Here is a 20,103-nt window from a genome sequence, read left to right as displayed (position 1 = left end):
TGCCACTTTTGGTGGCATTATCACGAGGCTGCGGGGACGGGCTGGCGGCCGCGCACCAACCTGCCCGGGCGGGCGTCGGTGGGAACGCCGTTCTCGGCGATCACTTCCCCGGCCACGATTGTGGCGACGTAGCCCTCGGCGGTCTGATCCAGGCGGCGCCCGCCCGCGGGCAGGTCGTAAGTGATCATCGGCTTGTGCAGCCGCAGCGCGGCGTGGTCGATGATGTTGAGATCCGCCTTGTAGCCCACCGCGATCCGGCCGCGGTCGCCCAGCCCGGCGATGCGGGCAGGCACCGACGTGAGTTCGCGAACCGCCTCGGGCACCGTGAACCGTCCGGCCTTGCGGTCCCGCGCCCAGTGCGTCAGGAAGTAGGTGGTGTAGCTGGCGTCGCAGATCATCCCGTAGTGCGCGCCGCCGTCGCCGAGGCCGAGCACCACGTCGTCACGGTGCAGCAGCTCACCGACGGTGTCCAGCGAGTTGTTCTGCAGGTTGCTGGTGGCGACCAGCAGCATGGCCCGGCCCTCGTCGTCGAGCAGCCGGTCGTAGGCCTCCTCCATCGGTTCCACGCCGCGGGCGCGGGCTCGCGCCCCGATGCTGGTCGACGGGTCGGGCTCGTAGTCGGGGGTGTCGCCCAGTGGGAAGATCCAGTCCCACATCTGAGCCACGTACAGGATCGGGTGGCCCTGGCCGGGCTTGTCGGCCAGGATGCGGGCGCGGACCTCCGGCTTGCGCATCTCGGCGACCCGCTCGGCCAGCGGCAGGTGGGCGATCTCGCGGTAGCTCGGGTAGAGGACGAACGGGTTGGCCGTCAGTTGCAGGCCGATGATCAACCCGATCGGGCGCGGCAGCAGCTGCGCTGTGACTCGGATGTCGCCGCCGTCGGCTGCGCTATTGGCCTTCTCGATCATCGTGATCGCGTCCGGCCAGGACGGGTCGCCCGAGTTGGCGACGACGAGGGTGAAGGTGACCGGCAGCCCGACGTCCTCGGCGACGTCGAACACCGTCTGCAGCACGGGCTGGTAGCCGCCCGACGGAATGTCGGGAACGAACTGCAGCAGCCCGCCGCCGCCGTCAACGACGCCGCGGGCGATCTCCTCGATTTCCTCCCGCGCGGCCTCGTAACTCGGGATGGGCGAACCGCTTTCGGTCTTGTGAATCGTCAGCCGCGACGACGCGAAACCGAGCGCGCCGACCTCGATCGCCTCCTTGGCCAGCGCCCGCATCTGCGCCAGGTCGTCGGCGGTGGCCGGCTCGCGGTCGGCGCCGCGCCGGCCCATCACGTACACCCGCAGCGGCGAGTGCGGTAGGTAGGCGGCCACGTCGATGTCGCGCTTTCCCGATTCGAGCGCGTCCATGTATTCGGGGAAGGTCTCCCATGTCCACGGCAGACCGTCGGTCATGACGACGCCGGGAATGTCTTCGACACCGGCCATCACGTCGACCAGTACGTCATGGTCGGACTGGCGGCAGGGGGCGAAGCCGACCCCGCAGTTGCCCATCACCACCGTTGTCACCCCGTGCGCCGAGGACGGTGTCAGACGCTCCGACCAGATGGACTGGCCGTCGTAGTGGGTGTGCAGGTCGACGAAGCCGGGCGTGACCAACAGTCCGGTGGCGTCGATCTCCCGCGAGGCGGTCGCCCCCCGTAGGTCACCGTTGGTGCCGACCGCCTTGATGACGTTGCCTTGCACCGCAACATCGCCGACGTACGGCTCACCGCCCAGCCCGTCGACGATGGTGCCATTGCGGATGATGAGGTCGTAAGTCATCCAAACAATCTACGACCGGCGCGGTGGGTCATGCCAGGATCTTCCCGTGATCTCTGCCGAGCGCTCCCGTAGTGTCGCCGATATGGCCAGCACCGATGATGACGCCGTTCTGCAAGAGCTCCTGCGCGACGCGTTCACCCGGCTGATCGAACACGTCGACCAGATCACCGAGGGTTTGACCGACGAGGTGTCCGCCTACCGGCCGGCCCCGAACGCCAACAGCATCGCCTGGCTGCTCTGGCACAGCGCGCGGGTGCAGGACATCCAGCTGGCCGACGTCGCCGGCGTGGAGCAGGTGTGGTTGCGCGACGGGTGGGTGGATCGGTTCGGACTTGATCTGCCGCGCAACGACACCGGTTACGGACACGGACCCGACGACGTGGCCAAGGTCAAGGCGCCCGCGGATCTGCTGTCGGGCTACTACCACGCGGTGCACAAGCTCACCCTCGAATACATCGCCGGGGTTACCGCCGAGGAGTTGGCCCGCGTGGTGGACACCAACTGGGATCCACCCGTGACGGCCAGCGCGCGGTTGGTGAGCATCATCGACGACTGCGCCCAGCACCTCGGGCAGGCCGCGTACGTGCGGGGGATTGCGTAGATTCGCAGGCGTGCGATTCGCGGCGACCGTGCTGTGGTGGCTCATCACCACTCTCGCGCTGGCGGCGGCGATCCCCGCAGCCTGGGCGCAGCTGCATATCGTTGACTCCGACGGTTACGCCGCGCTGGCGCAACACGCGGCGACCGACCCGGCGCTGCAGTCGGCCATGGCGTCCGAATTGACCAGCCGGGCAATGACTCTCATCACCCAGCATGGCGGTGGTCGATCTTCGGTCGACAGCTCGGAGGTGCATGACGCCGCGAGCGCCTTCACCGCCGGCCCGGCCTTCCCGCCGCTGTTCGCCCAGGCGAACCGGGCGGCGCACGGCTGGTTGTTCGGCGACCCGGGGGCCGGCGACAACGGCAACCAATGGGCGGTCGACGTGGCGCCGATGCTCAACGACGGCGCGATTCGGTCGCTGCTGAGCCGACACAACGTGACGGTCCCCGCGAAAATGACTGTCCCGCTGACCGTTTCGGTCCCGCAATCGATGCGGCAAGGACGGCTGAGCCGGCTGTCCACCTGGGGTCCGTGGCTGAGTGTGGGTGCGGCGGCGCTGTGCGGTGTCTGCGCGCTGCTCACGGTGGCCGCCGCGCGCCGCCGCGGTAAGGCGCTGAGCAGCCTGGGGGTCTCGGCGCTGCTCGTCGGGGCGGCCGGGTGGGCGGGCATCGAGGTCGCCGGTCGCTACGTCAACGACGCGCTCAACCGCACCACCGGCAATGTTCGCAGTGTCGCCGAGGTGATGGTCGAACACGCCGAAGCCGGTCTGCGCCAATGGCTCAACGTCACGTTGCTCGCCGGCGCCGCCCTGGTCGCGGTCGGCGTGGTCGCCGCGATGCTGGGCACTCTCGCGAAGAAGTCGTGAGCCCGCCGGCTAACCGAACGTGAACGAGAACAGCTGCATGCCCTTGCTGACTTGCATGTCCAGCTGATCGCGGTGCGCGGCGTCGTCGGCGACGATCCGGTGCAACGTAGGTGCGCCGCCGATCGGCGTGGTGGTGGTCTTGCCGCCCCTGGTCACGGTGATGGTGCCCGTTCCGCCGACGACGGCGTAGACGTCTTTGGCGGTGTAGTTCAGCCGGACGGCGGAGTCGTCGCCGTCGGCCGTGGCCCCCTGATCGTCCAGGGTCCAGCGGCCGCGCAGGGCGAACTTGTCGTCGGCGAGCTTGGGTGGGAAGCTCAGCGTGGCGGTGCCGTCTTTGTAATCCCCACCGCCGCCGTAGTTTCCGGTCTTGCCGACACCGAGATACGTCTCGGGTGTGAGCCTGGTCCGCGGAGTCATGTCGGCCGAGTTCGTCGGCGAGGGCAGCCGGACGCCGGGATGGGCATCGACCAGGAGCGCGCGAATCAGTTCCTCGGTGCCGTCGTAATCGCCCTCGCCGAACTGGGTGTGCCGCACTTGCCCCTTCGTGTCGATCAGGTACTCGGCCGGCCAGTACAGGTTCTGAAAGTTGTTCCAGATGGCGTAGTCGTTGTCCAGTGCGATGGGATAGGGGATGTGCAGGTCGGCGGCGCCGCTGGCCACATTGGCGGGCACCCGCTCGAAGGCGTACTCCGGGGTGTGCACCCCGATGACCAGAAACCCGCTGTCGCGATACCGGTTGTACCAATCGATTACGTGCGGGATGGCGCGCTGACAGTTGATGCACGAGTAGGCCCAGAAGTCGATCAGGATGACCTTGCCGCGCACCGATGCCGGATCCAGTGGTTTGCTGTCGGGGGTGTTCAGCCACCCGGTGATGCCGGTGAGGGCGGGAGCCGGTCCGCACTGTTGCAACTCGGCGGAGCCGTCGGAGCAATCGCTTAGTGCGCCGCCCCCGGTGCTGCCGGGCCGGCTCAGCTGCAGCCCGCCGCCCTGGTTCGGCTGCTGCATGGGGGCCGGGCCCAGGCTGCGCTCGATGTCGTTGGCCCCCAGCCTGTTCTGCATTGCCGTCGTGTAGTCGGGGACGGCGCGTTGCAGCACCGCGGGCAGGTTGAACACCAGCGCCACGGCCAGCACGATCATCGCGATCCCGCCGGCGATCTGAATCGCGCGCTGCCGGCGGCGAAACGCGGCCACCCGTTGGGCGACGCGTCGGCCGGCCAGCGCGAAGGCCAGCAGCGGCAACGCGTTGCCGACGGCGAACGCCGCGGTCAACACCAGCGCACCGGGGCCGATCGACGAGGTGCCGCCGGCCACCACGATGGCGGCCAGCACCGGTCCCGCGCACGGCACATATAGAGCGCCCAGCGTCAGTCCGAGGCCGAAGCCGTTTGTGCCGGAACCGATTTGGCGCTGCGGGAGATACGCGAACGGCCGCTCGATCAGGTGTTGCACGGGCGGGAAGATCAACCCCAGGCCGATCAGGGTCAACACCACCAGGGCGGCCCACCGGATCGCGTCCTGCGGCAGGTGCAGCGCGGTCAGCAGCGCGGAGCCGATCAACGTGGCCAGGCTGAAGCTGCACACCAGGCCCGCGATCACCAGGTACGGCCGCGCTGCGGAACTCACGCCGGCCCGGGTGCTGTCCATGCCGGACAGCAGAATCACCGGAAGGACCGGCAGGATGCACGGCGAGATGCCGGTGATGAGACCGCCGAGAAACCCGATGAGCGCGATGGTGTGCATAACTACATACACCTTTACCTGCGGCGAGCGGTTCACGTGACCCACCGCAAATCACGTCGCGTGCGTTATGCAAATCACACAATGTGCGTTACGCTCGGCCGGTGGCGCAACTGACATTCCAGCGCGCCCGCACCGAGGAAAAGAAGCGCCAACGTGCGGAGGCCCTCGTGGAAGCCGCACGCTCGCTGGCGATGGAGACGGGCGTCGCGTCGGTAACCCTGACCGCGGTGGCCAGCCGCGCCGGAATTCACTATTCGGCGGTGCGCCGCTACTTCACCTCGCACAAGGAAGTTCTGCTGCACCTGTCCGCCGAGGGCTGGGTGCGATGGTCGAACACCGTGTCCGAGAAGCTGGCCGAACCCGGCGCGAAGTCGCCCTCGCGCATCGCCGAGACACTCGCCGAAGCGCTGGCCGACGACCCGCTGTTCTGTGACCTGCTGGCCAACCTGCACCTGCACCTCGAACACGAGGTGGACGCGGAACGGGTCATCGAGGTCAAGCGCATCAGTACCGCCGCCACGCTCTCGCTCGCCGGTTCGATCGAGAGCGCGCTGCCCGAGCTCGGGCGATCGGGCTCGCTCGACATCCTGCTGGCCGCGTACTCGCTGGCGGCCACGCTGTGGCAGGTCGCGAACCCACCGGAACGGCTCACCGACGCCTACGCCGAGGAGCCGGAAGTGGTTCCTCCCGAATGGAATCTGGACTTCGCGTCCGCGTTGACGCGCCTGCTGACGGCCACGTGCGTCGGGCTCATCTCGGGATCGCAATGAACGCAGAGAGGAGGCCGGGGGGCTGTGGCTTGGCGAACTACAACCGGTGAACGGGAAGGACTTGGAGCGTCTATGACGACGACTGAGCCGAGGACCGAGCCGCTGAAGAAGCAGGGCTCCGCCGACAGGGAGGGCGAAATGGCCGCTCCACAGCGCGCCAGGAAAAAGGGGCTTTTGGCGCGTTTCTGGCTGGTGCTCACGATCGCAGCTGTCGTCGCGCTGTCAGGATTCGTCGTATACCGATTGCACGGCGTCTTCGGCGTTCATCGTGGCTCGTTCGGTGGTGGCACCTCGGGCGAGGTCCTCGACGAGTTCAACGCCAAGACGATCACGCTCCAGGTCTGGGGCCCACCGGGCAGCACGGCAACCATCAACTACCTCGACGAAAACTCCCACCCACAGCAGGCCCTCAACGTGCCCTTGCCTTGGAGCAAAGTATTGAGCTCAACGAAGCCCGGCATCCCGGCAAACCTGGTGGCGCAAGGAGACGGCAGTTGGATCGCCTGTCAATTCGTGGTGAACAAGCACGACGGAAGCGGTGACGTCATCAAGACTCCGAATCACTCGCCCCCCAACGAAACGGTGAATGCCATGGTCTACTGCCTGGACAAGTCCGCATGAGCGAGATCACCACGGATATGCCGCGCGTCGATCAGCCGCTGATCCCGCCGTTCCTGCCGCGGATGATCCACCGGCTGGCGCTGCCGATCGTCCTGGTGTGGTTGGGTATCGTGTTCGTCACCAACACCGTGGCCCCGCAGCTGGAGGTCGTCGCCAAAACCCACTCGGTGTCGATGAGTCCGACCGACGCGGCGTCCTTCCAGTCGATGATGAAGGTCGGATCGACGTTCAAAGAGTTCAACTCCGACAACTCGGCCATGATCTTGCTGGAGGGCGACAAGCCACTCGGCGCCGAAGCACACCGCTACTACGACGAGATCGTCAGACGCGTCGAGCAAGACAAGAAGCACGTGCAGCACGTCCAGGATTTCTGGAGTGATCCGCTGACCGCGGCGGGTTCCCAGAGCCACGATCAAAAGGCCGCGTACGTCCAGGTGTACCTCGCCGGCAACATGGGCGGCGGGCTGGCGAACGAGTCCGCCGCGGCCGTCCGCAAGATCGTGGACTCGGTGCCCGCGCCGCCGGGAATCAAGGCCTACGTCACCGGCGCGGGCCCGCTGTTCGCCGATCAGTCCCACGCCGGTGAGAAGGGCGTGGCGAAGGTCACGCTCGTCACCTTCGTGGTGATCATCGTGATGCTGCTGTTCGTCTACCGGTCGATCAGCATCGTCCTGATCATGCTGGCCATGGTGTTCATCGAGCTGGCAGCGGCGCGCGGTGTCGTCGCGACGCTCGGTAACTACGGCATCATGGGGCTGTCGACGTTCGCCAACAACATGCTGGTGCTGATGGCGATCGCCGCCGGGACGGATTACGCGATCTTCGTGGTCGGCCGCTATCACGAGGCCCGTGGGCTGGGCGAGACGCGGGAACAAGCGTTCTACACCATGTTCCACAGCACCGCGCATGTCGTGCTGGGATCGGGCCTGACCATCGCCGGTGCGATGTACTGCCTGAGCTTCTGCCGGCTGCCGTACTTCCAGTCGTTGGGGGTTCCTTGTGCGGTCGGCATGCTGGTCGCCGTGTTGGCGGCTTTGACACTGGCTCCGGCAATACTGACGGTTGCGTCGTTCTTCAAGCTCATGGATCCAAAGCGCATGCTGCAGACCCGGGGCTGGCGTCGCATGGGCACCACTGTTGTCCGCTGGCCCGCACCGGTTCTCGCGGTGACCGTCGCGATCGCGCTGGTTGGACTGCTCGCCCTGCCCGGTTACAAGACGGACTACGACAACCGCCACTTCCTGCCGGCGGACACCCCGGCCAATGTCGGTTATGCCGCCGCGGACCGGCACTTCGACCAGGCTCGGCTCAATCCTGAGCTGTTGATGATCGAGACCGATCACGACCTGCGTAATCCGGCCGACTTCATCGTCCTGGACAAGGTCGCCAAGGCGGTCTTCCACATTCCCGGTATCGGCCGGGTGCAGACCATCACCCGGCCGTTGGGCACGCCGCTAGACCACAGCACCCTCGGTTTCCAGATGGGCGCGCAGGCCGCGGGGCGAATCCAAACCCAGCACTATCAGGACGAGCAGGCGGCAAACCTGCTCAAGCAAGCCGACGAGCTGCACAAGACGATGGCAACCCTGCGCGAGCAGATGCAGGTGACCCAGGATCTCAGCAACACGACGCACGAAACCACCAGGCTCACCAAGGAAACCGTGCAGATCACCGAGAAGTTGCGCGACGACATCGCCAACTTCGACGACTTCCTCCGGCCGATCCGTAGCTACTTCTACTGGGAGAAGCACTGTTACGACATCCCGGCCTGCTGGGGACTCCGGTCGGTTTTCAACGCGCTCGACGGCATCGACCAGGTGGCTGAGAACATCGTGAACCTCAGCGCGAACCTGGACAAGCTGGACAAGATCCAGCCGAAGCTGGTGGCGCTGATACCGCCGCAGATCGAGAGCCAGCAGCGCAACCTCGACACCATCATGTCGAACTATGCGATCACGCAGGGCCTCAACGAACAGGCGAGAGCGCAGTCCGACAATGCCACCGCGCAGGGCGACGCCTTCGACAAAGCGAAAAACGACGACACGTTCTATCTCCCACCGGAGGCGTTCAAGAGCCCGGATTTCGCGCGAGGTCTCAAACAGTTCATCTCGCCGAACGGGCACGCGGTCCGGCTGATCATCTCCCATGAAGGCGACCCGGCGACTCCTGAAGGCATCAACCACATCGAACCGATCAAGCAGGCGGTGCACGAGGCGATCAAGGGCACTCCCTGGGAGGGCGCCAAGGTCTACCTCGGCGGCACCGCCGCGACGTACAAGGACATGCACGACGGCTCCAACATCGACCTGATGATCGCCGGAATCGCCGCGGCCACATTGATTTTCATCATCATGCTGGTGATCACCCGAAGCGTCGTGGCGGCTGTCGTGATCGTCGGTACCGTGTTGCTGTCGCTGGGCGCCTCATTCGGACTCTCCGTGCTCTTGTGGCAGTACATCTTGGGCATGAAGTTGCACTGGATGGTGCTGGCGATGGCGGTCATCCTGCTGCTGGCGGTCGGCTCGGACTACAACCTGCTGCTGATATCGCGGTTCAAAGAGGAAATCCACGCCGGGCTCAAGACGGGGACGATCCGCGCGATGGCCGGGTCGGGCTCGGTGGTGACCTCCGCCGGTCTGGTGTTCGCCGCCACCATGGCCACGTTCATGTTCAGCCCGCTGCTGGTGATGGCCCAAGTGGGTACGACGATCGCGCTGGGTCTGCTCTTCGACACCTTGATCGTGCGGTCATTCATGACGCCGTCGCTGGCCACCCTGCTCGGGCGCTGGTTCTGGTGGCCGCAGCACGTGCGTCCACGGCCGGCCAGCACCATGCTGCGGCCATACGGACCGCGTCCCGCCGTGCGCCAGTTGCTCCTCAAGGACGTCGACGAGCACCCGCCGGGCGGATTAGTGCAGCCGCGCTGATTCAGCGGCGCACGAACGTCCAGATCCCTGCGGGCGCGCGAGGACGGCGCCGGGACGACGCTACGGATCCCTTCGGGGGGCCGTCAGCGAATTACTGATCCACCCGACCCTTGACGGGCCCCGGCCATCCGGGGGGGCCGGTTGGCTCGGCCCAGTCCCAGACCGCCATGTCGCCGGGTGGGTACTGGTTGCAGATATCGGTGGCCTTGGCCACGACGCCCTTGTTGTTCCAGAAGATCTTCATGTGGTTGGGCCAGGCCACCCACAGCGGATCGGACACGGGCGCGTAGAAGTTCTCGGAGTAGTTCCGGCGGTCCTGCGGCGACAGCGAATAGAACCAGTGCGCCTTGTCGATGGTGGCCTGCTGGACGTTCGGGTGGTTGTCGAAGTCGATCATGTAGCGCTGGTAGTACACCGGGCTGGTGTCCCGGGTGGCCGCCAGGATCTGCTCGGCGTCACACGTGGTGTTGATCATGCGGCGGGGGATCGGAAAGTCCTCCGTGGAGTCGGCTACCGCGGTCGACGGAAAGATCGCAGCGGTAACACCCAGAGCAAGGAACGCGGCGCCTGCACGCAGGCCAGTACTCAGCCGAGACATAGCAGATACGGTAACACTTTTTGGCCCGCCCGGAACAGTTCCCAGCCCACTGCCAGGATTTGGCTAGTGCAGCTCACTATCAGTCGCGATCAGGCACGATGACGTGATTGGGATCGGGCCGTAGCTCCGGCGGGGCCTGACTGTAATCGCCGAACGGGCCGTCGCGGCGCTCGATCGCCGCCCGCACGCCGTCGGCCTCGGCGGTTTTGATGAAGGCCAGCGCGTCGGGGGTGTTGCGCATCAGGCCGTCGAGGATGCCGCCCAGCGTCTGGGTGGAGGCCAGCCCCATGTTCTCGTAGGCCTGGTTGACGATCAGTTTCTGAGCTTGTAGCTGCGACAACGGGATTTGCGCCAGCTCGCTTGCGACCTCGGCGACCCGCGCCTCCAGCCGCTCGAACGGCACCGCCTCGTTGATCAGCTCGACCTCGGCCGCCTGCACGCCGGTCAGCGGCCGGCCGGTCAGCGCATGCCACTTCGCCTTGGCCAGGCTCAGCCGGTAGAGCCACATCCCGGTCAGATACGCCCCCCACATCCTGCTGTAGGGCGTGCCGATCACGGCGTCCTCGCTAGCGATGACGATGTCGGCGCACAGCGCGTAGTCGCTGGCCCCACCCACGCACCAGCCGTGCACCTGGGCGATCACCGGCTTGGACGCCCGCCAGACCGCCATGAACTTCTGCGTCGGCCCGGTCTCGCGGGCGCTGACCATCGCGAAGTCCTTGCCGGGATCCCATTTCCCGTCGGTCATCATGGACTCGCCCCAGTGCCGGAACCCGCCGCCGAAGTCGTAGCCGCCGGAGAAGGCCCGGCCGGCACCGCGCAGCACGATGACCTTGATCGCCGGGTCGCGCTCCGCCAGGCCGATGGCGGCCTCGATCTCGTCGGGCATCGGCGGCACGATGGTGTTGAGCTGCTCTGGACGGTTCAGCGTGATGGTGGCCACCGGGCCGGCCGTCCGGTATAGCAGCGTCTGGAAGTCGCTGGTTGGCATAGCGTCCTTACGGGTCGGGCTGACGGTTCTCCGGCGAGGACGCGTAGATTCGCCCGCCGATCTTGAGATACGGCGTGGTGAGGTAGGCCGAGAACGCGACTATGGCGGCGAAGACCGCCGCCGCGAGGATGCCGTTTGGCCACAGCTGGCCGGTGCCGAATGCGAAGCAGACGATGCCGATGACCGCGGTCGCCCAGTAGAACCGCCGGCCGGCGCGACGGTGCTTGACGAAGCGATAGCGCGCCTGTGCCGCCGAGGCCAGGATGAAGATCAATCCCGTCGCCAGCAGGGTGAGTTCGATGCGTTGGATCGCGGACACGTCGACGATCCTATGGCCGCCCGAGCATCTGCCATAGGAACGAGTAGGTCAGTGCCGACTTGAACGCCACCTGCTCGTTGTCCGCCGCACCGGCGTGGCCGCCCTCGATGTTCTCGTAGTAGAAGACCTGATGGCCGGCGGCTTCCAGCGCCGCGGTCATCTTGCGGGCGTGACCGGGATGCACCCGGTCGTCGCGGGTGGAGGTGGTCATCAGCACCGGCGGATACCGTCGCGTCGCCGAAATGTTCTGGTAGGGCGAGTATTCGGAGATGAATTTCCAGTCGTCCGGGTCATCCGGGTCGCCGTATTCGGCGACCCACGAGGCGCCGGCCAACAGCAGGTGATAGCGCTTCATGTCCAGCAGCGGCACGCTGCACACCAGCGCGCCGAACCGCTCCGGGTACTTGGTCAGCATGATGCCCATCAGCAACCCTCCGTTGCTGCCGCCCTGCGCCCCGAGCTGCTCGACGGTGGTGATGCCGCGGTCCACCAAATCGGTTGCCACGGCCGCGAAATCCTCGGCCACCTTGTGCCGGCCATCGCGCATCGCCTGGGTGTGCCAGCCGGGGCCGTATTCGCCGCCACCGCGAATGTTGGCCAGCACATACGTGCCACCGCGGGCCAGCCACAGCCGGCCCAGCACGCCGCTGTAGCCCGGCGTGTTCGACGATTCGAAGCCGCCGTAGCCATAGAGCAGGGTGGGCGCCGGCCCGTCGGAAGCCTGCTCGCCGCCGGGCCGCACCACGAAATACGGGATCGAGGTGCCATCGCGCGAGGCGACGAAATGCTGTGTCACCGAGATGTTTTCGGCATCGAAGAAGGCTGGGGCGGATTTTATCTGCTCGATTTGGCCGTCGTCGGTTCCCCGCATCAGCCGCGAAGGCGAGTCGAATCCGCTGGAATCCAGGAAGAACTCGTCACCGGTGTCGTCGGCGGAAACGACCACGGTGTTCGTCGCGGCGGGAATGCCGGGTACCGGCTCGCGCCGCCAGTCTGCCGGTGACGATCGCAAGCGCGGCGAAGCCGGGCGCTGAGGGTCGTCACGCGAGGGCGGCGTGACGATCTCCACCCGACTGGCCACGTCGGCCAGTGAGACGATCAGCAGCCGGTCCTTGGTCCACGCGTAGTGGTTGAGGGCGGTGTGTTCGTCGGGTTCGAAGACCACCTGCAATTGTGCTGTGCCGGCGAGGAATTCGTCGTAGTTCGCGGCCAGCAGCGACCCGGCGGTGTAGGTGGCTTCACCCACCGACCAGTCACTGCGCAGCTCGATCAGCAGCCACTCGCGGTGCAGGCTCAGGCTGGCGTCGGTGGGCGCGTCGATGCGGATGAGTTCGGAGCCGCGCAACTCATAGACCTCTTCGTTCCAGAAGTCCAGGGCCCGGCCGATCAGGGTGCGCTCGTAGCCGGGAATCCGGCTGGTGCTGGCGACCACGTTCACATCGGACGTCGCCCCCTCGAACACCGTCTCGGCGTCGGTGAGCGGGGTGCCCCGGCGCCACCGTTTGATCACCCGCGGATAGCCGGAGTCGGTGAGCGAGTCGGCGCCGAAGTCGGTGCCGACCAGCACGGTGTCCGGGTCGGCCCAGCTGACCTGCGACTTGGCTTCGGCAAGCTCGAACCCGTCGTCGACGAATTCGCGTGTGACCATGTCGAATTCGCGCACGATGGAGGCGTCCGACCCGCCGCGGGACAGGCTGACCAGTGCGCGGGTGTACTCGGGATAGATGACACCGGCACCGGCCCACACCCACTTCTCGCCGTCGGCCCGGCCCAGCTCGTCGACGTCGATCAGCACGTCCCAGTCGGGGGAGTCGGTGCGGTAGCTGTCCAGCGTGGTGCGCCGCCACAACCCGCGCGGGTTCGCCGCGTCACGCCAGAAGTTATAGAGGTACTCACCGCGGCGGACCACATACGGGATGCGGGCGTCGGTGTCGAGCACCTCGAGCGCCTCGGCGCGCATCCGTTCGAAGTTGTCGTCGCGAAAACGCGCCAGCGTCGGCTCGTTGCGCGCCCGCACCCAATCCAGGGCTTCGTCACCGGTGACGTCCTCGAGCCACAGATACGGGTCGTGGTTGTCTTCGGTGGCAGCGTGAGGTTGCGACGTCATAGCTGCCATTGTTCCTGCGGCGGTAGTGTGAGGTGAATTACACGCCAGGAACGAGGAGTGAGAGCAGATGCCTGTTTTCGCACGTCCGGGTTCTGCCGGGGCATTGATGTCGTATGAATCCCGCTACCAGAACTTCATCGGGGGGCAGTGGGTCGCGCCGGCGAAGGGGCGTTACTTCGAGAACCCGACCCCGGTCACCGGTCAGACGTTCTGTGAGGTGGCCCGTTCCGACGAGGCCGACATCGAAAAAGCGCTTGACGCCGCGCACGCGGCGGCTCCGGCGTGGGGCAAGACGGCCCCGGCCGAGCGCGCGGCGATCCTGAACAAGATCGCGGACCGCATCGACGAGCACACCGCCGCGCTGGCGGTGGCCGAGGTGTGGGACAACGGCAAGCCGATCCGCGAGGCGCTGGCCGCCGACATCCCGTTGGCGGCCGACCATTTTCGATACTTCGCCGCGGCGCTGCGCGCGCAGGAGGGTTCGCTGAGCCAGATCGACGAGGACACCGTGGCCTACCACTTCCACGAGCCGATCGGCGTGGTCGGGCAGATCATCCCGTGGAACTTCCCGATCCTGATGGGCGCCTGGAAACTGGCGCCCGCGCTGGCGGCCGGCAACGCGGTGGTGCTCAAACCCGCAGAGCAGACGCCGGTTTCGATCCTGTACCTGATGTCACTGGTCGGCGACCTGTTGCCGCCCGGAGTGGTCAACGTCGTCAACGGCTTCGGCGCCGAGGCCGGTAAGCCGCTGGCGTCGAGCAACCGGATCGGCAAGATCGCGTTCACCGGCGAAACCACCACCGGGCGGCTGATCATGCAGTACGCGTCGCAGAACCTCATCCCGGTCACCCTGGAACTCGGGGGCAAGAGCCCCAACATCTTCTTCTCCGACGTGCTGGCCAAGGCCGACGACTATCAGGACAAGGCGCTGGAGGGCTTCACCATGTTCGCCCTCAACCAGGGTGAGGTGTGCACCTGCCCGTCGCGCAGCCTGGTCCAGGCCGACATCTACGACGAGTTCCTCGAGCTGGCCGCGATCCGCACCAAGGCGGTCCGCCAGGGTGATCCGCTGAACAGCGAAACCATGCTGGGTTCGCAGGCATCCAACGACCAGCTGGAAAAGGTGTTGTCCTACATCGAGATCGGCAAGGACGAGGGCGCCAAGGTGATCACCGGCGGCGAACGCGCCGAGCTCGGCGGCGACCTGTCCGGCGGCTTTTACATGCAGCCCACCATCCTCGGCGGCGACAACAAGATGCGCGTCTTCCAGGAGGAGATCTTCGGGCCGGTGGTGACGGTGACGTCGTTCGCCGACTACGACGACGCCATCTCGATCGCCAACGACACCCTCTACGGCCTGGGAGCCGGGGTATGGAGCCGCGACGGCAACACCGCGTATCGGGCCGGGCGCGACATCCAGGCCGGCCGGGTATGGGTGAACTGCTATCACGTCTATCCCGCACACGCGGCGTTCGGCGGGTACAAGCAGTCGGGCATCGGACGGGAGAACCACAAGATGATGCTCGACCACTATCAGCAGACCAAGAACCTGTTGGTGTCCTACTCCGAGAAGGCGCAAGGATTCTTCTGATGGTCCCGCCCCCTGGGGTGGTCATCACGGCACCGGCCGCCGAGGTGCTGGCCCGGCTGCAGGCGACCCACGGTCCGGTGATGTTTCACCAGTCCGGTGGCTGCTGCGACGGCTCAGCACCGATGTGTTACCCGCTGGGCGACTTCCTCGTCGGCGACCGCGACGTGTTGCTGGGCGTCCTCGACGTCGGGACACCGGGAGTGCCGGTATGGATTTCCGGTCCCCAATACACGGCCCACTATCGCGACAAGCACACCCAACTGATCATCGACGTGGTGCCTGGCCGCGGCGGCGGGTTCAGCCTGGAGGCCCCCGACGGGGTGCGGTTCCTGTCCCGCGGGCGCGCCTTCACCGACGACGAACGGGCATCGCTGGCGACCGCGGCGGTGATCACCGGCGCGGATTACCAGCGCGGTGAACGCCCCGCGGCACGGGGTCCGGTGGTGGCCGACGCGGCCGCGGCGGCATGCCCGCCGCGCCGGTAGCCGCACAGTACAGTCGAGAAAGTGATCCCCCTTCCGCGTCCCTGGGTGCTGGCCGGCGCCATGCTGATCGGTAGCGCGGTCGGACTTTTGGCGGGTGTGGGATGCACCGTGGCGATCCACGCCAGCGTCCGGCCGGGAGTCGCCATCGCCTCGGTGGTCGGCATCCTCAGCGTGGTCGGGCTGACCACGATCCTGTTCTCCGGCCGCCGCTGGGTCACCATGCTGGGCGCGTTCCTGCTCTCGGTGGCGCCGGGGTGGTTCGGCGTGCTGGTCGTGTTGCGGGTGACCGCCGGTGCCTGACGACAAGGAGGCCTCGAACCCCGGCACCGAGGCGTTCGTGCCGGACTTCTCGGATGACGAAGACGAGCACACCGGCACCCAGTCCTGGGTCCCCGATTTCGATGACGACACCGGCGAGCACCCCACCGCGATCGAGCCTGAACCTGCGACGGGCACCGTCGACGACGGGGCGGCGACGCCCACACCGGATGCCCGCGAGCAGGAGTCGGCCGAGCCCGTCGGCCCGGTGCAACCAGTCAACGTGCCCGGCCGCTACCTCTACCTCAAGTGGTGGAAGTTGGCCCTGGTGCTGCTCGGCGTGTGGGCCGGTGCGGCCGTGATCGGGCTGGGGCTGTTCTATTGGTGGTACCACTCGGTCGACAAGACGCCGGCGCTGTTCCTGGTCCTCGTCTATGTGGTGGTGTGCATCGTCGGCGGCGTGATGCTGGCGATGACCGAGGGCAGGCCGCTGATCTCGGCGCTCTCGGTGGCGGTGATGTCCGGGCCGTTCGCCGCGCTGGTCGCGGCGGCGCCCGTGTACGGCTACTACCACTGCGAGCGGGTGGGCCACTGTCTCGTCGGCGTCATTCCATACTGACGCCTCGCCCGGGCGGCCAGCATGGGTGGTGGCCAACTAGGGTGGGTTGGTGACTTCTCACTATGACGTCGTCGTCCTCGGGGCCGGTCCCGGCGGATATGTCGCAGCCATTCGCGCCGCACAACTGGGCCTGAGCACCGCGGTCGTCGAACCGAAGTACTGGGGCGGAGTCTGCCTCAACGTCGGTTGCATCCCGTCCAAGGCGCTGCTGCGCAACGCCGAACTCGCCCACATCTTCACCAAAGAGGCCAAGACATTCGGCATCAGCGGCGAGGCCACCTTCGACTACGGGATCGCGTTCGACCGCAGCCGCAAAGTGGCCGAGGGCCGCGTCGCCGGCGTGCACTTCCTGATGAAGAAGAACAAGATCACCGAAATCCATGGCTATGGCCGCTTTACCGACGCCAACACGATATCGGTCGACCTCAATGACGGCGGCACCGAGACCGTCACCTTCGACAACGCCATCATCGCGACCGGCAGCAGCACCCGGCTGGTTCCCGGCACGTCGCTGTCGGCCAACGTGGTCACCTACGAGGAACTGATCCTGTCCCGGGAGCTGCCGGAGTCGATCGTCATCGCCGGCGCCGGCGCCATCGGCATGGAATTCGGCTACGTGTTGAAGAACTACGGCGTCGACGTGACCATCGTGGAGTTCCTGCCGCGCGCGCTGCCGAACGAGGACGCCGACGCGTCCAAAGAGATCGAGAAGCAGTTCAAGAAGCTCGGCGTCAAGATCCTTACCGGGACCAAAGTCGAATCCATCTCCGACAACGGCTCCGATGTGACGGTGGCCGTCAGCAAGGACGGTAAGTCGGACGAGCTCAAGGCGGCAAAGGTGTTGCAGGCCATCGGGTTTGCGCCCAATGTCGAAGGCTACGGACTGGAGGCGGCCGGGGTCGCGCTGACCGACCGCAGGGCCATCGGAATCACCGACTACATGCGCACCAACATCGAGCACATCTATGCCATCGGCGATGTCACCGGCAAGTTGCAGCTGGCCCATGTCGCCGAGGCGCAGGGCGTGGTGGCCGCCGAAACCATCGCCGGCGCAGAGACTTTGGCGCTCGGCGACTACCGGATGCTGCCGCGGGCGACGTTCTGCCAGCCCAACGTCGCCAGCTTCGGTCTCACCGAGGAGCAGGCCCGCGCCGAAGGCCACGACGTCGTGGTGGCCAAGTTCCCGTTCACCGCGAACGCCAAGGCCCACGGTGTGGGCGACCCGAGCGGGTTCGTCAAGCTGGTCGCCGACGCCAAATATGGTGAGCTGCTGGGCGGACACCTGGTCGGCCACGACGTCTCCGAACTGCTGCCGGAGCTGACGCTGGCCCAGAAATGGGACCTGACCGCCACCGAGCTGGCCCGCAACGTGCACACCCACCCGACCATGTCCGAGGCGCTGCAGGAATGCTTCCACGGCCTGACCGGGCACATGATCAACTTCTGAGACAACAGATGATGCGCACCGTCACGCCTGAGGCCATCGCGGGTGCCGTCGGTGGCCTGGCGACCGGTTATGTCGGGTGGTTGCTGGCCATTTCGAATGGCGACAACGCGACGGCCGGCCAGTGGGGCCCGCTGCTGCTGCTGGCTTCGGTGCTGCTGGGGATCGGCGCCGCGCTGTGGGGCTTGCGGCAGCGCCGGCGCGGCAAGCAGGCATGGGCGGGGTTCGCCTTCGCGCTGCCGGTGCTCCCGGTGGTATTGACGCTGGCCATCCTGGCCGACGTCTACCTGTAGCTAGCGCGGATGGTCCAGCGGGATCTCGAGCGCTGACATGGTCGCGGCAAGGCCGTCGTATTGGCTTGCCAATAAACAGAATTCGATCAGCTGCCGGCGATCGAGGTGAGTCGCCAGCTGCCGCCAGGTGTCGGCGGTGACGGTGCGGTCCTTGACGAACTCGTCGGTGGCCGCCAGCAGCGCCTGCTGACGGACGGTCAGGCGTGCGTCCACCGGGTCCAGCTTGTCGGGCCACGCGAAGATCGCGGCCTGCAGGTCGGCATCCAGGCCGGCCGCCCGCGCCATCCGGCGGTGGTGTTGCAGCTCGTATTCGCAGGCGCGCAGATGCGCGACCCGCAGGATCACCAATTCGGTGTCGATGGTGGGAAGCCGCCCGCGCAGCAGCCGGCCCCCGTAGGCCAGCCACGTCCAGAACAGCAAGCGGCGCTGACCCAGGGTGGTGAACAGATGCATCTCCGGGGCGGCCACGGTGCGGGCACCGAGCTTGGCGATCACCCAATTGATCGGTCCCAGTTCGCGAAACCGCCCCGGCGGGATGCGGCCGTCCGGCAGGTCGGTCACGGTTGGGTCACCAGGTAGGGCGATACCGTGCTGCGGTGTTCGTCGAGATCGAGGGCGCGTCCGAGCGCCGGGAAGGCGCGCTGCGGGCAATTGTCGCGTTCGCAGACCCGGCAGCCCGCGCCGATCGGTGTGGCCACTGTTCCTGGTTCCCCCGAAACGTCGAGTCCTTCGGAGTAGACGAGCCGGTGAGCGTGCCGAAGCTCGCAGCCCAGCCCGATCGCGAAGGTCTTACCCGGCTGACCATACCGGGCCGCGCGACGCTCCACGGTGCGGGCCACCCACATGTAGTTGCGGCCGTCGGGCATCTGGGCGATCTGGACCAGGATCTTGCCCGGATTGGCGAACGTCTCGTAGACGTTCCACAGCGGGCAGGTGCCTCCGCTGGAGGAGAAGTGAAAGCCGGTGGCGGACTGGCGTTTTGACATGTTGCCAGCCCGGTCGACCCGCACGAACGAGAACGGCACGCCGCGCATCGAAGGGCGCTGCAGCGTCGAAAGCCGGTGCGCGATGGTCTCGTAACTGATCGAGTAGAACGACGACAGCCGCTCGACGTCGTAGCGGAAATTCTCCGCGACGTCGTGGAACTGGCGGTAGGGGAGTACGGTGGCCGCGGCGAAGTAGTTGGCTAACCCGAGCCGGGCCAGCGTGTGTGACTCGTCGCTGGTGAACTTGCCCTCCTCGACCAGGGTGTCGATCAGGTCACCGAACTCGAGATAGGCCAGTTCGGCCGCCATCTTGAAGACCTGTTGTCCCAATGACAGGTGATTGCTAAACTCCAGCGTCTTGGTCTGCGGGTCATAGCGGTGCAGCACGGTGTCGCCCAGGTCGATCCGGCGATTGATGTGCACCCCGTGCACCTCGGTGAGCCGGCGGGTCAGCTCCCGCGCCAGATCCCCGTGGTGCAAGCGCATTTTGATGGTCAGGTCCTCGGCCGCGGTATCCAGCTCATGCAGGTAGTTCTGCCGTTGGTAGAAGTAGTCGCGCACTTCCTCGTGCGGCATGGTGATCGACCCGCTGCCGCTGCCGTCGGAGAACCGCTCCTCGGTGGCGGCCGCGAGCTGCGCCGTGGTGATCCGGTAGCGGCGGTGCAGGTTGACCACCGCGCGGGCCAAGCCGGGGTGCGCGCTGACCATCTCGGCGACCTCGGTCGGGTCGACGTCGATGTCCAGATCGCGGTCCATGGTGACTTCGCGTAACTCGGCCACCAGCCGGGTGTCGTCCTGGGACGAGAAGAACGTCGCGTCCACCCCGAACACCTCGGTGATGCGCAACAGCACGGCCACCGTCAGCGGGCGGACGTCGTGCTCGATCTGGTTGAGGTAGCTCGGCGAGATCTCCAGCATCTGGGCCAGCGCGGCCTGGGAAAACCCGCGTTCGTTGCGGAGCTGGCGAACGCGTGAGCCGACGAACGTCTTGGACACCCCATCGAGGTTACCGGCCATGTGAAGGTGTGGTTCGCAGACTTCGCACCGCCGGCGGTCGCGCCGGGATTGGTATTCGGTGCACCCCGTTGGCATGATGCGACCGGGGCCTCAGGCCTT

General features: G+C 66.6%; 19 protein-coding genes. 11 read left to right on the top strand and 8 right to left on the bottom strand.

The genetic code is table 11. The features are described from left to right. Positions 1-20: 20 nt before the first annotated feature. Positions 21-1,769: an amidohydrolase family protein gene (locus tag ACIUM1_RS11425; RefSeq protein ID WP_406817255.1), complete on the bottom strand. Its 1,749-nt coding sequence runs from the start codon at positions 1,767-1,769 to the stop codon at positions 21-23. Between the two features lie 82 nt (positions 1,770-1,851). On the opposite strand from ACIUM1_RS11425, the gene ACIUM1_RS11420 reads away from it, so the two are divergent. Further along, positions 1,852-2,370: a mycothiol transferase gene (locus ACIUM1_RS11420; protein ID WP_406817254.1), complete on the top strand. Its 519-nt coding sequence runs from the start codon at positions 1,852-1,854 to the stop codon at positions 2,368-2,370. 10 nt (positions 2,371-2,380) lie between these two features. Next, the gene (locus ACIUM1_RS11415) at positions 2,381-3,235 is read left to right on the top strand and encodes a hypothetical protein (RefSeq protein ID WP_406817253.1); all 855 of its coding nucleotides are present in this window, start codon (positions 2,381-2,383) and stop codon (positions 3,233-3,235) included. 9 nt (positions 3,236-3,244) lie between these two features. On the opposite strand, the gene ACIUM1_RS11410 is transcribed toward ACIUM1_RS11415, so the two are convergent. Then, positions 3,245-4,978: a cytochrome c biogenesis protein DipZ gene (locus tag ACIUM1_RS11410; RefSeq protein ID WP_406817252.1), complete on the bottom strand. Its 1,734-nt coding sequence runs from the start codon at positions 4,976-4,978 to the stop codon at positions 3,245-3,247. Between the two features lie 83 nt (positions 4,979-5,061). Here ACIUM1_RS11410 and ACIUM1_RS11405 point away from each other — a divergent pair, with 83 nt between their 5' ends. The 3 genes from ACIUM1_RS11405 (at position 5,062) to ACIUM1_RS11395 (ending at position 9,296) form a co-directional block, all read left to right on the top strand. Beyond that, on the top strand, positions 5,062-5,748 hold the full coding sequence (locus tag ACIUM1_RS11405) for a TetR family transcriptional regulator (RefSeq protein WP_406817251.1): 687 nt from the start codon (positions 5,062-5,064) through the stop codon (positions 5,746-5,748). A 72-nt stretch (positions 5,749-5,820) separates the two neighbouring features. Continuing rightward, complete coding sequence (locus ACIUM1_RS11400) at positions 5,821-6,369, top strand: MmpS family transport accessory protein (protein WP_406817250.1); 549 nt, start codon at positions 5,821-5,823, stop codon at positions 6,367-6,369. Beyond that, on the top strand, positions 6,366-9,296 hold the full coding sequence (locus ACIUM1_RS11395) for an RND family transporter (protein ID WP_406817249.1): 2,931 nt from the start codon (positions 6,366-6,368) through the stop codon (positions 9,294-9,296). The genes ACIUM1_RS11400 and ACIUM1_RS11395 overlap by 4 nt, the downstream gene beginning before the upstream one ends. A gap of 91 nt (positions 9,297-9,387) precedes the next feature. On the opposite strand, the gene ACIUM1_RS11390 is transcribed toward ACIUM1_RS11395, so the two are convergent. The 4 genes from ACIUM1_RS11390 to ACIUM1_RS11375 form a co-directional block, all read right to left on the bottom strand. Further along, on the bottom strand, positions 9,388-9,894 hold the full coding sequence (locus ACIUM1_RS11390; protein WP_406817248.1) for a DUF5078 domain-containing protein: 507 nt from the start codon (positions 9,892-9,894) through the stop codon (positions 9,388-9,390). A gap of 79 nt (positions 9,895-9,973) precedes the next feature. Beyond that, positions 9,974-10,885, bottom strand: coding sequence for a crotonase/enoyl-CoA hydratase family protein (locus tag ACIUM1_RS11385; protein WP_406817247.1), 912 nt, complete (start codon positions 10,883-10,885; stop codon positions 9,974-9,976). 7 nt (positions 10,886-10,892) lie between these two features. After that, positions 10,893-11,204 carry a hypothetical protein gene (locus tag ACIUM1_RS11380; RefSeq protein ID WP_406817246.1) on the bottom strand — a complete coding sequence of 104 codons (312 nt, stop codon included), beginning with the start codon at positions 11,202-11,204 and terminating at the stop codon, positions 10,893-10,895. Between the two features lie 10 nt (positions 11,205-11,214). Then, positions 11,215-13,311 (bottom strand): prolyl oligopeptidase family protein, encoded by a 2,097-nt coding sequence (locus tag ACIUM1_RS11375; protein WP_406817245.1) that lies wholly within the window; start codon positions 13,309-13,311, stop codon positions 11,215-11,217. Positions 13,312-13,378: 67 nt separating this feature from the next. Between ACIUM1_RS11375 and ACIUM1_RS11370 the strand changes: the two genes are divergently transcribed. Genes ACIUM1_RS11370 through ACIUM1_RS11345 form a run of 6 tightly spaced genes read left to right on the top strand, consistent with a single transcriptional unit; the run spans position 13,379 to position 18,001 of the window. Next, positions 13,379-14,902, top strand: coding sequence for an aldehyde dehydrogenase family protein (locus ACIUM1_RS11370; RefSeq protein ID WP_406817244.1), 1,524 nt, complete (start codon positions 13,379-13,381; stop codon positions 14,900-14,902). Then, complete coding sequence (locus tag ACIUM1_RS11365) at positions 14,902-15,387, top strand: DUF779 domain-containing protein (RefSeq protein WP_406817243.1); 486 nt, start codon at positions 14,902-14,904, stop codon at positions 15,385-15,387. Before ACIUM1_RS11370 ends, ACIUM1_RS11365 begins: the two co-directional genes overlap by 1 nt. A 21-nt stretch (positions 15,388-15,408) precedes the next feature. After that, positions 15,409-15,687, top strand: coding sequence for a putative holin (locus ACIUM1_RS11360; protein WP_406817242.1), 279 nt, complete (start codon positions 15,409-15,411; stop codon positions 15,685-15,687). Then, complete coding sequence (locus ACIUM1_RS11355; RefSeq protein ID WP_406817241.1) at positions 15,680-16,264, top strand: hypothetical protein; 585 nt, start codon at positions 15,680-15,682, stop codon at positions 16,262-16,264. Before ACIUM1_RS11360 ends, ACIUM1_RS11355 begins: the two co-directional genes overlap by 8 nt. Positions 16,265-16,313: 49 nt before the next feature. Then, on the top strand, positions 16,314-17,711 hold the full coding sequence (gene lpdA, locus ACIUM1_RS11350) for a dihydrolipoyl dehydrogenase (RefSeq protein ID WP_406817240.1): 1,398 nt from the start codon (positions 16,314-16,316) through the stop codon (positions 17,709-17,711). A gap of 8 nt (positions 17,712-17,719) precedes the next feature. Continuing rightward, positions 17,720-18,001, top strand: a complete 282-nt coding sequence (locus ACIUM1_RS11345) for a hypothetical protein (protein ID WP_406817239.1) — start codon at positions 17,720-17,722, stop codon at positions 17,999-18,001. On the opposite strand, the gene ACIUM1_RS11340 is transcribed toward ACIUM1_RS11345, so the two are convergent. Together ACIUM1_RS11340 and ramB are read right to left on the bottom strand one after the other, a co-directional pair. Then, entirely contained in the window at positions 18,002-18,553 is a 552-nt protein-coding gene (locus tag ACIUM1_RS11340) for a carboxymuconolactone decarboxylase family protein (RefSeq protein ID WP_406817637.1), read from the bottom strand. It lies immediately after the preceding gene. 5 nt (positions 18,554-18,558) lie between these two features. Beyond that, a complete protein-coding gene (gene ramB / locus ACIUM1_RS11335) occupies positions 18,559-19,983 on the bottom strand; it encodes an acetate metabolism transcriptional regulator RamB (protein ID WP_406817636.1) in 1,425 nt (474 codons plus the stop codon). Between the last annotated feature and the right edge of the window lie 120 nt (positions 19,984-20,103).

Source organism: Mycobacterium sp. M23085 (assembly GCF_045343915.1).
Classification (GTDB): Bacteria; Actinomycetota; Actinomycetes; order Mycobacteriales; family Mycobacteriaceae; genus Mycobacterium.
This window is presented reverse-complemented; position numbering and strand designations above follow the sequence as displayed.

Excerpts from the sequence above, each read along its gene's own strand:
- ACIUM1_RS11425 (WP_406817255.1), bottom strand. The coding sequence starts at position 1,769 with ATGACTTACGACCTCATCATCCGCAATGGCACCATCGTCGACGGGCTG.
- ACIUM1_RS11420 (WP_406817254.1), top strand. The coding sequence starts at position 1,852 with ATGGCCAGCACCGATGATGACGCCGTTCTGCAAGAGCTCCTGCGCGAC.
- ACIUM1_RS11410 (WP_406817252.1), bottom strand. The coding sequence starts at position 4,978 with ATGCACACCATCGCGCTCATCGGGTTTCTCGGCGGTCTCATCACCGGC.
- ACIUM1_RS11400 (WP_406817250.1), top strand. The coding sequence starts at position 5,821 with ATGACGACGACTGAGCCGAGGACCGAGCCGCTGAAGAAGCAGGGCTCC.
- ACIUM1_RS11395 (WP_406817249.1), top strand. The coding sequence starts at position 6,366 with ATGAGCGAGATCACCACGGATATGCCGCGCGTCGATCAGCCGCTGATC.
- ACIUM1_RS11390 (WP_406817248.1), bottom strand. The coding sequence starts at position 9,894 with ATGTCTCGGCTGAGTACTGGCCTGCGTGCAGGCGCCGCGTTCCTTGCT.
- ACIUM1_RS11385 (WP_406817247.1), bottom strand. The coding sequence starts at position 10,885 with ATGCCAACCAGCGACTTCCAGACGCTGCTATACCGGACGGCCGGCCCG.
- ACIUM1_RS11375 (WP_406817245.1), bottom strand. The coding sequence starts at position 13,311 with ATGACGTCGCAACCTCACGCTGCCACCGAAGACAACCACGACCCGTAT.
- ACIUM1_RS11370 (WP_406817244.1), top strand. The coding sequence starts at position 13,379 with ATGCCTGTTTTCGCACGTCCGGGTTCTGCCGGGGCATTGATGTCGTAT.
- ACIUM1_RS11365 (WP_406817243.1), top strand. The coding sequence starts at position 14,902 with ATGGTCCCGCCCCCTGGGGTGGTCATCACGGCACCGGCCGCCGAGGTG.
- ACIUM1_RS11345 (WP_406817239.1), top strand. The coding sequence starts at position 17,720 with ATGATGCGCACCGTCACGCCTGAGGCCATCGCGGGTGCCGTCGGTGGC.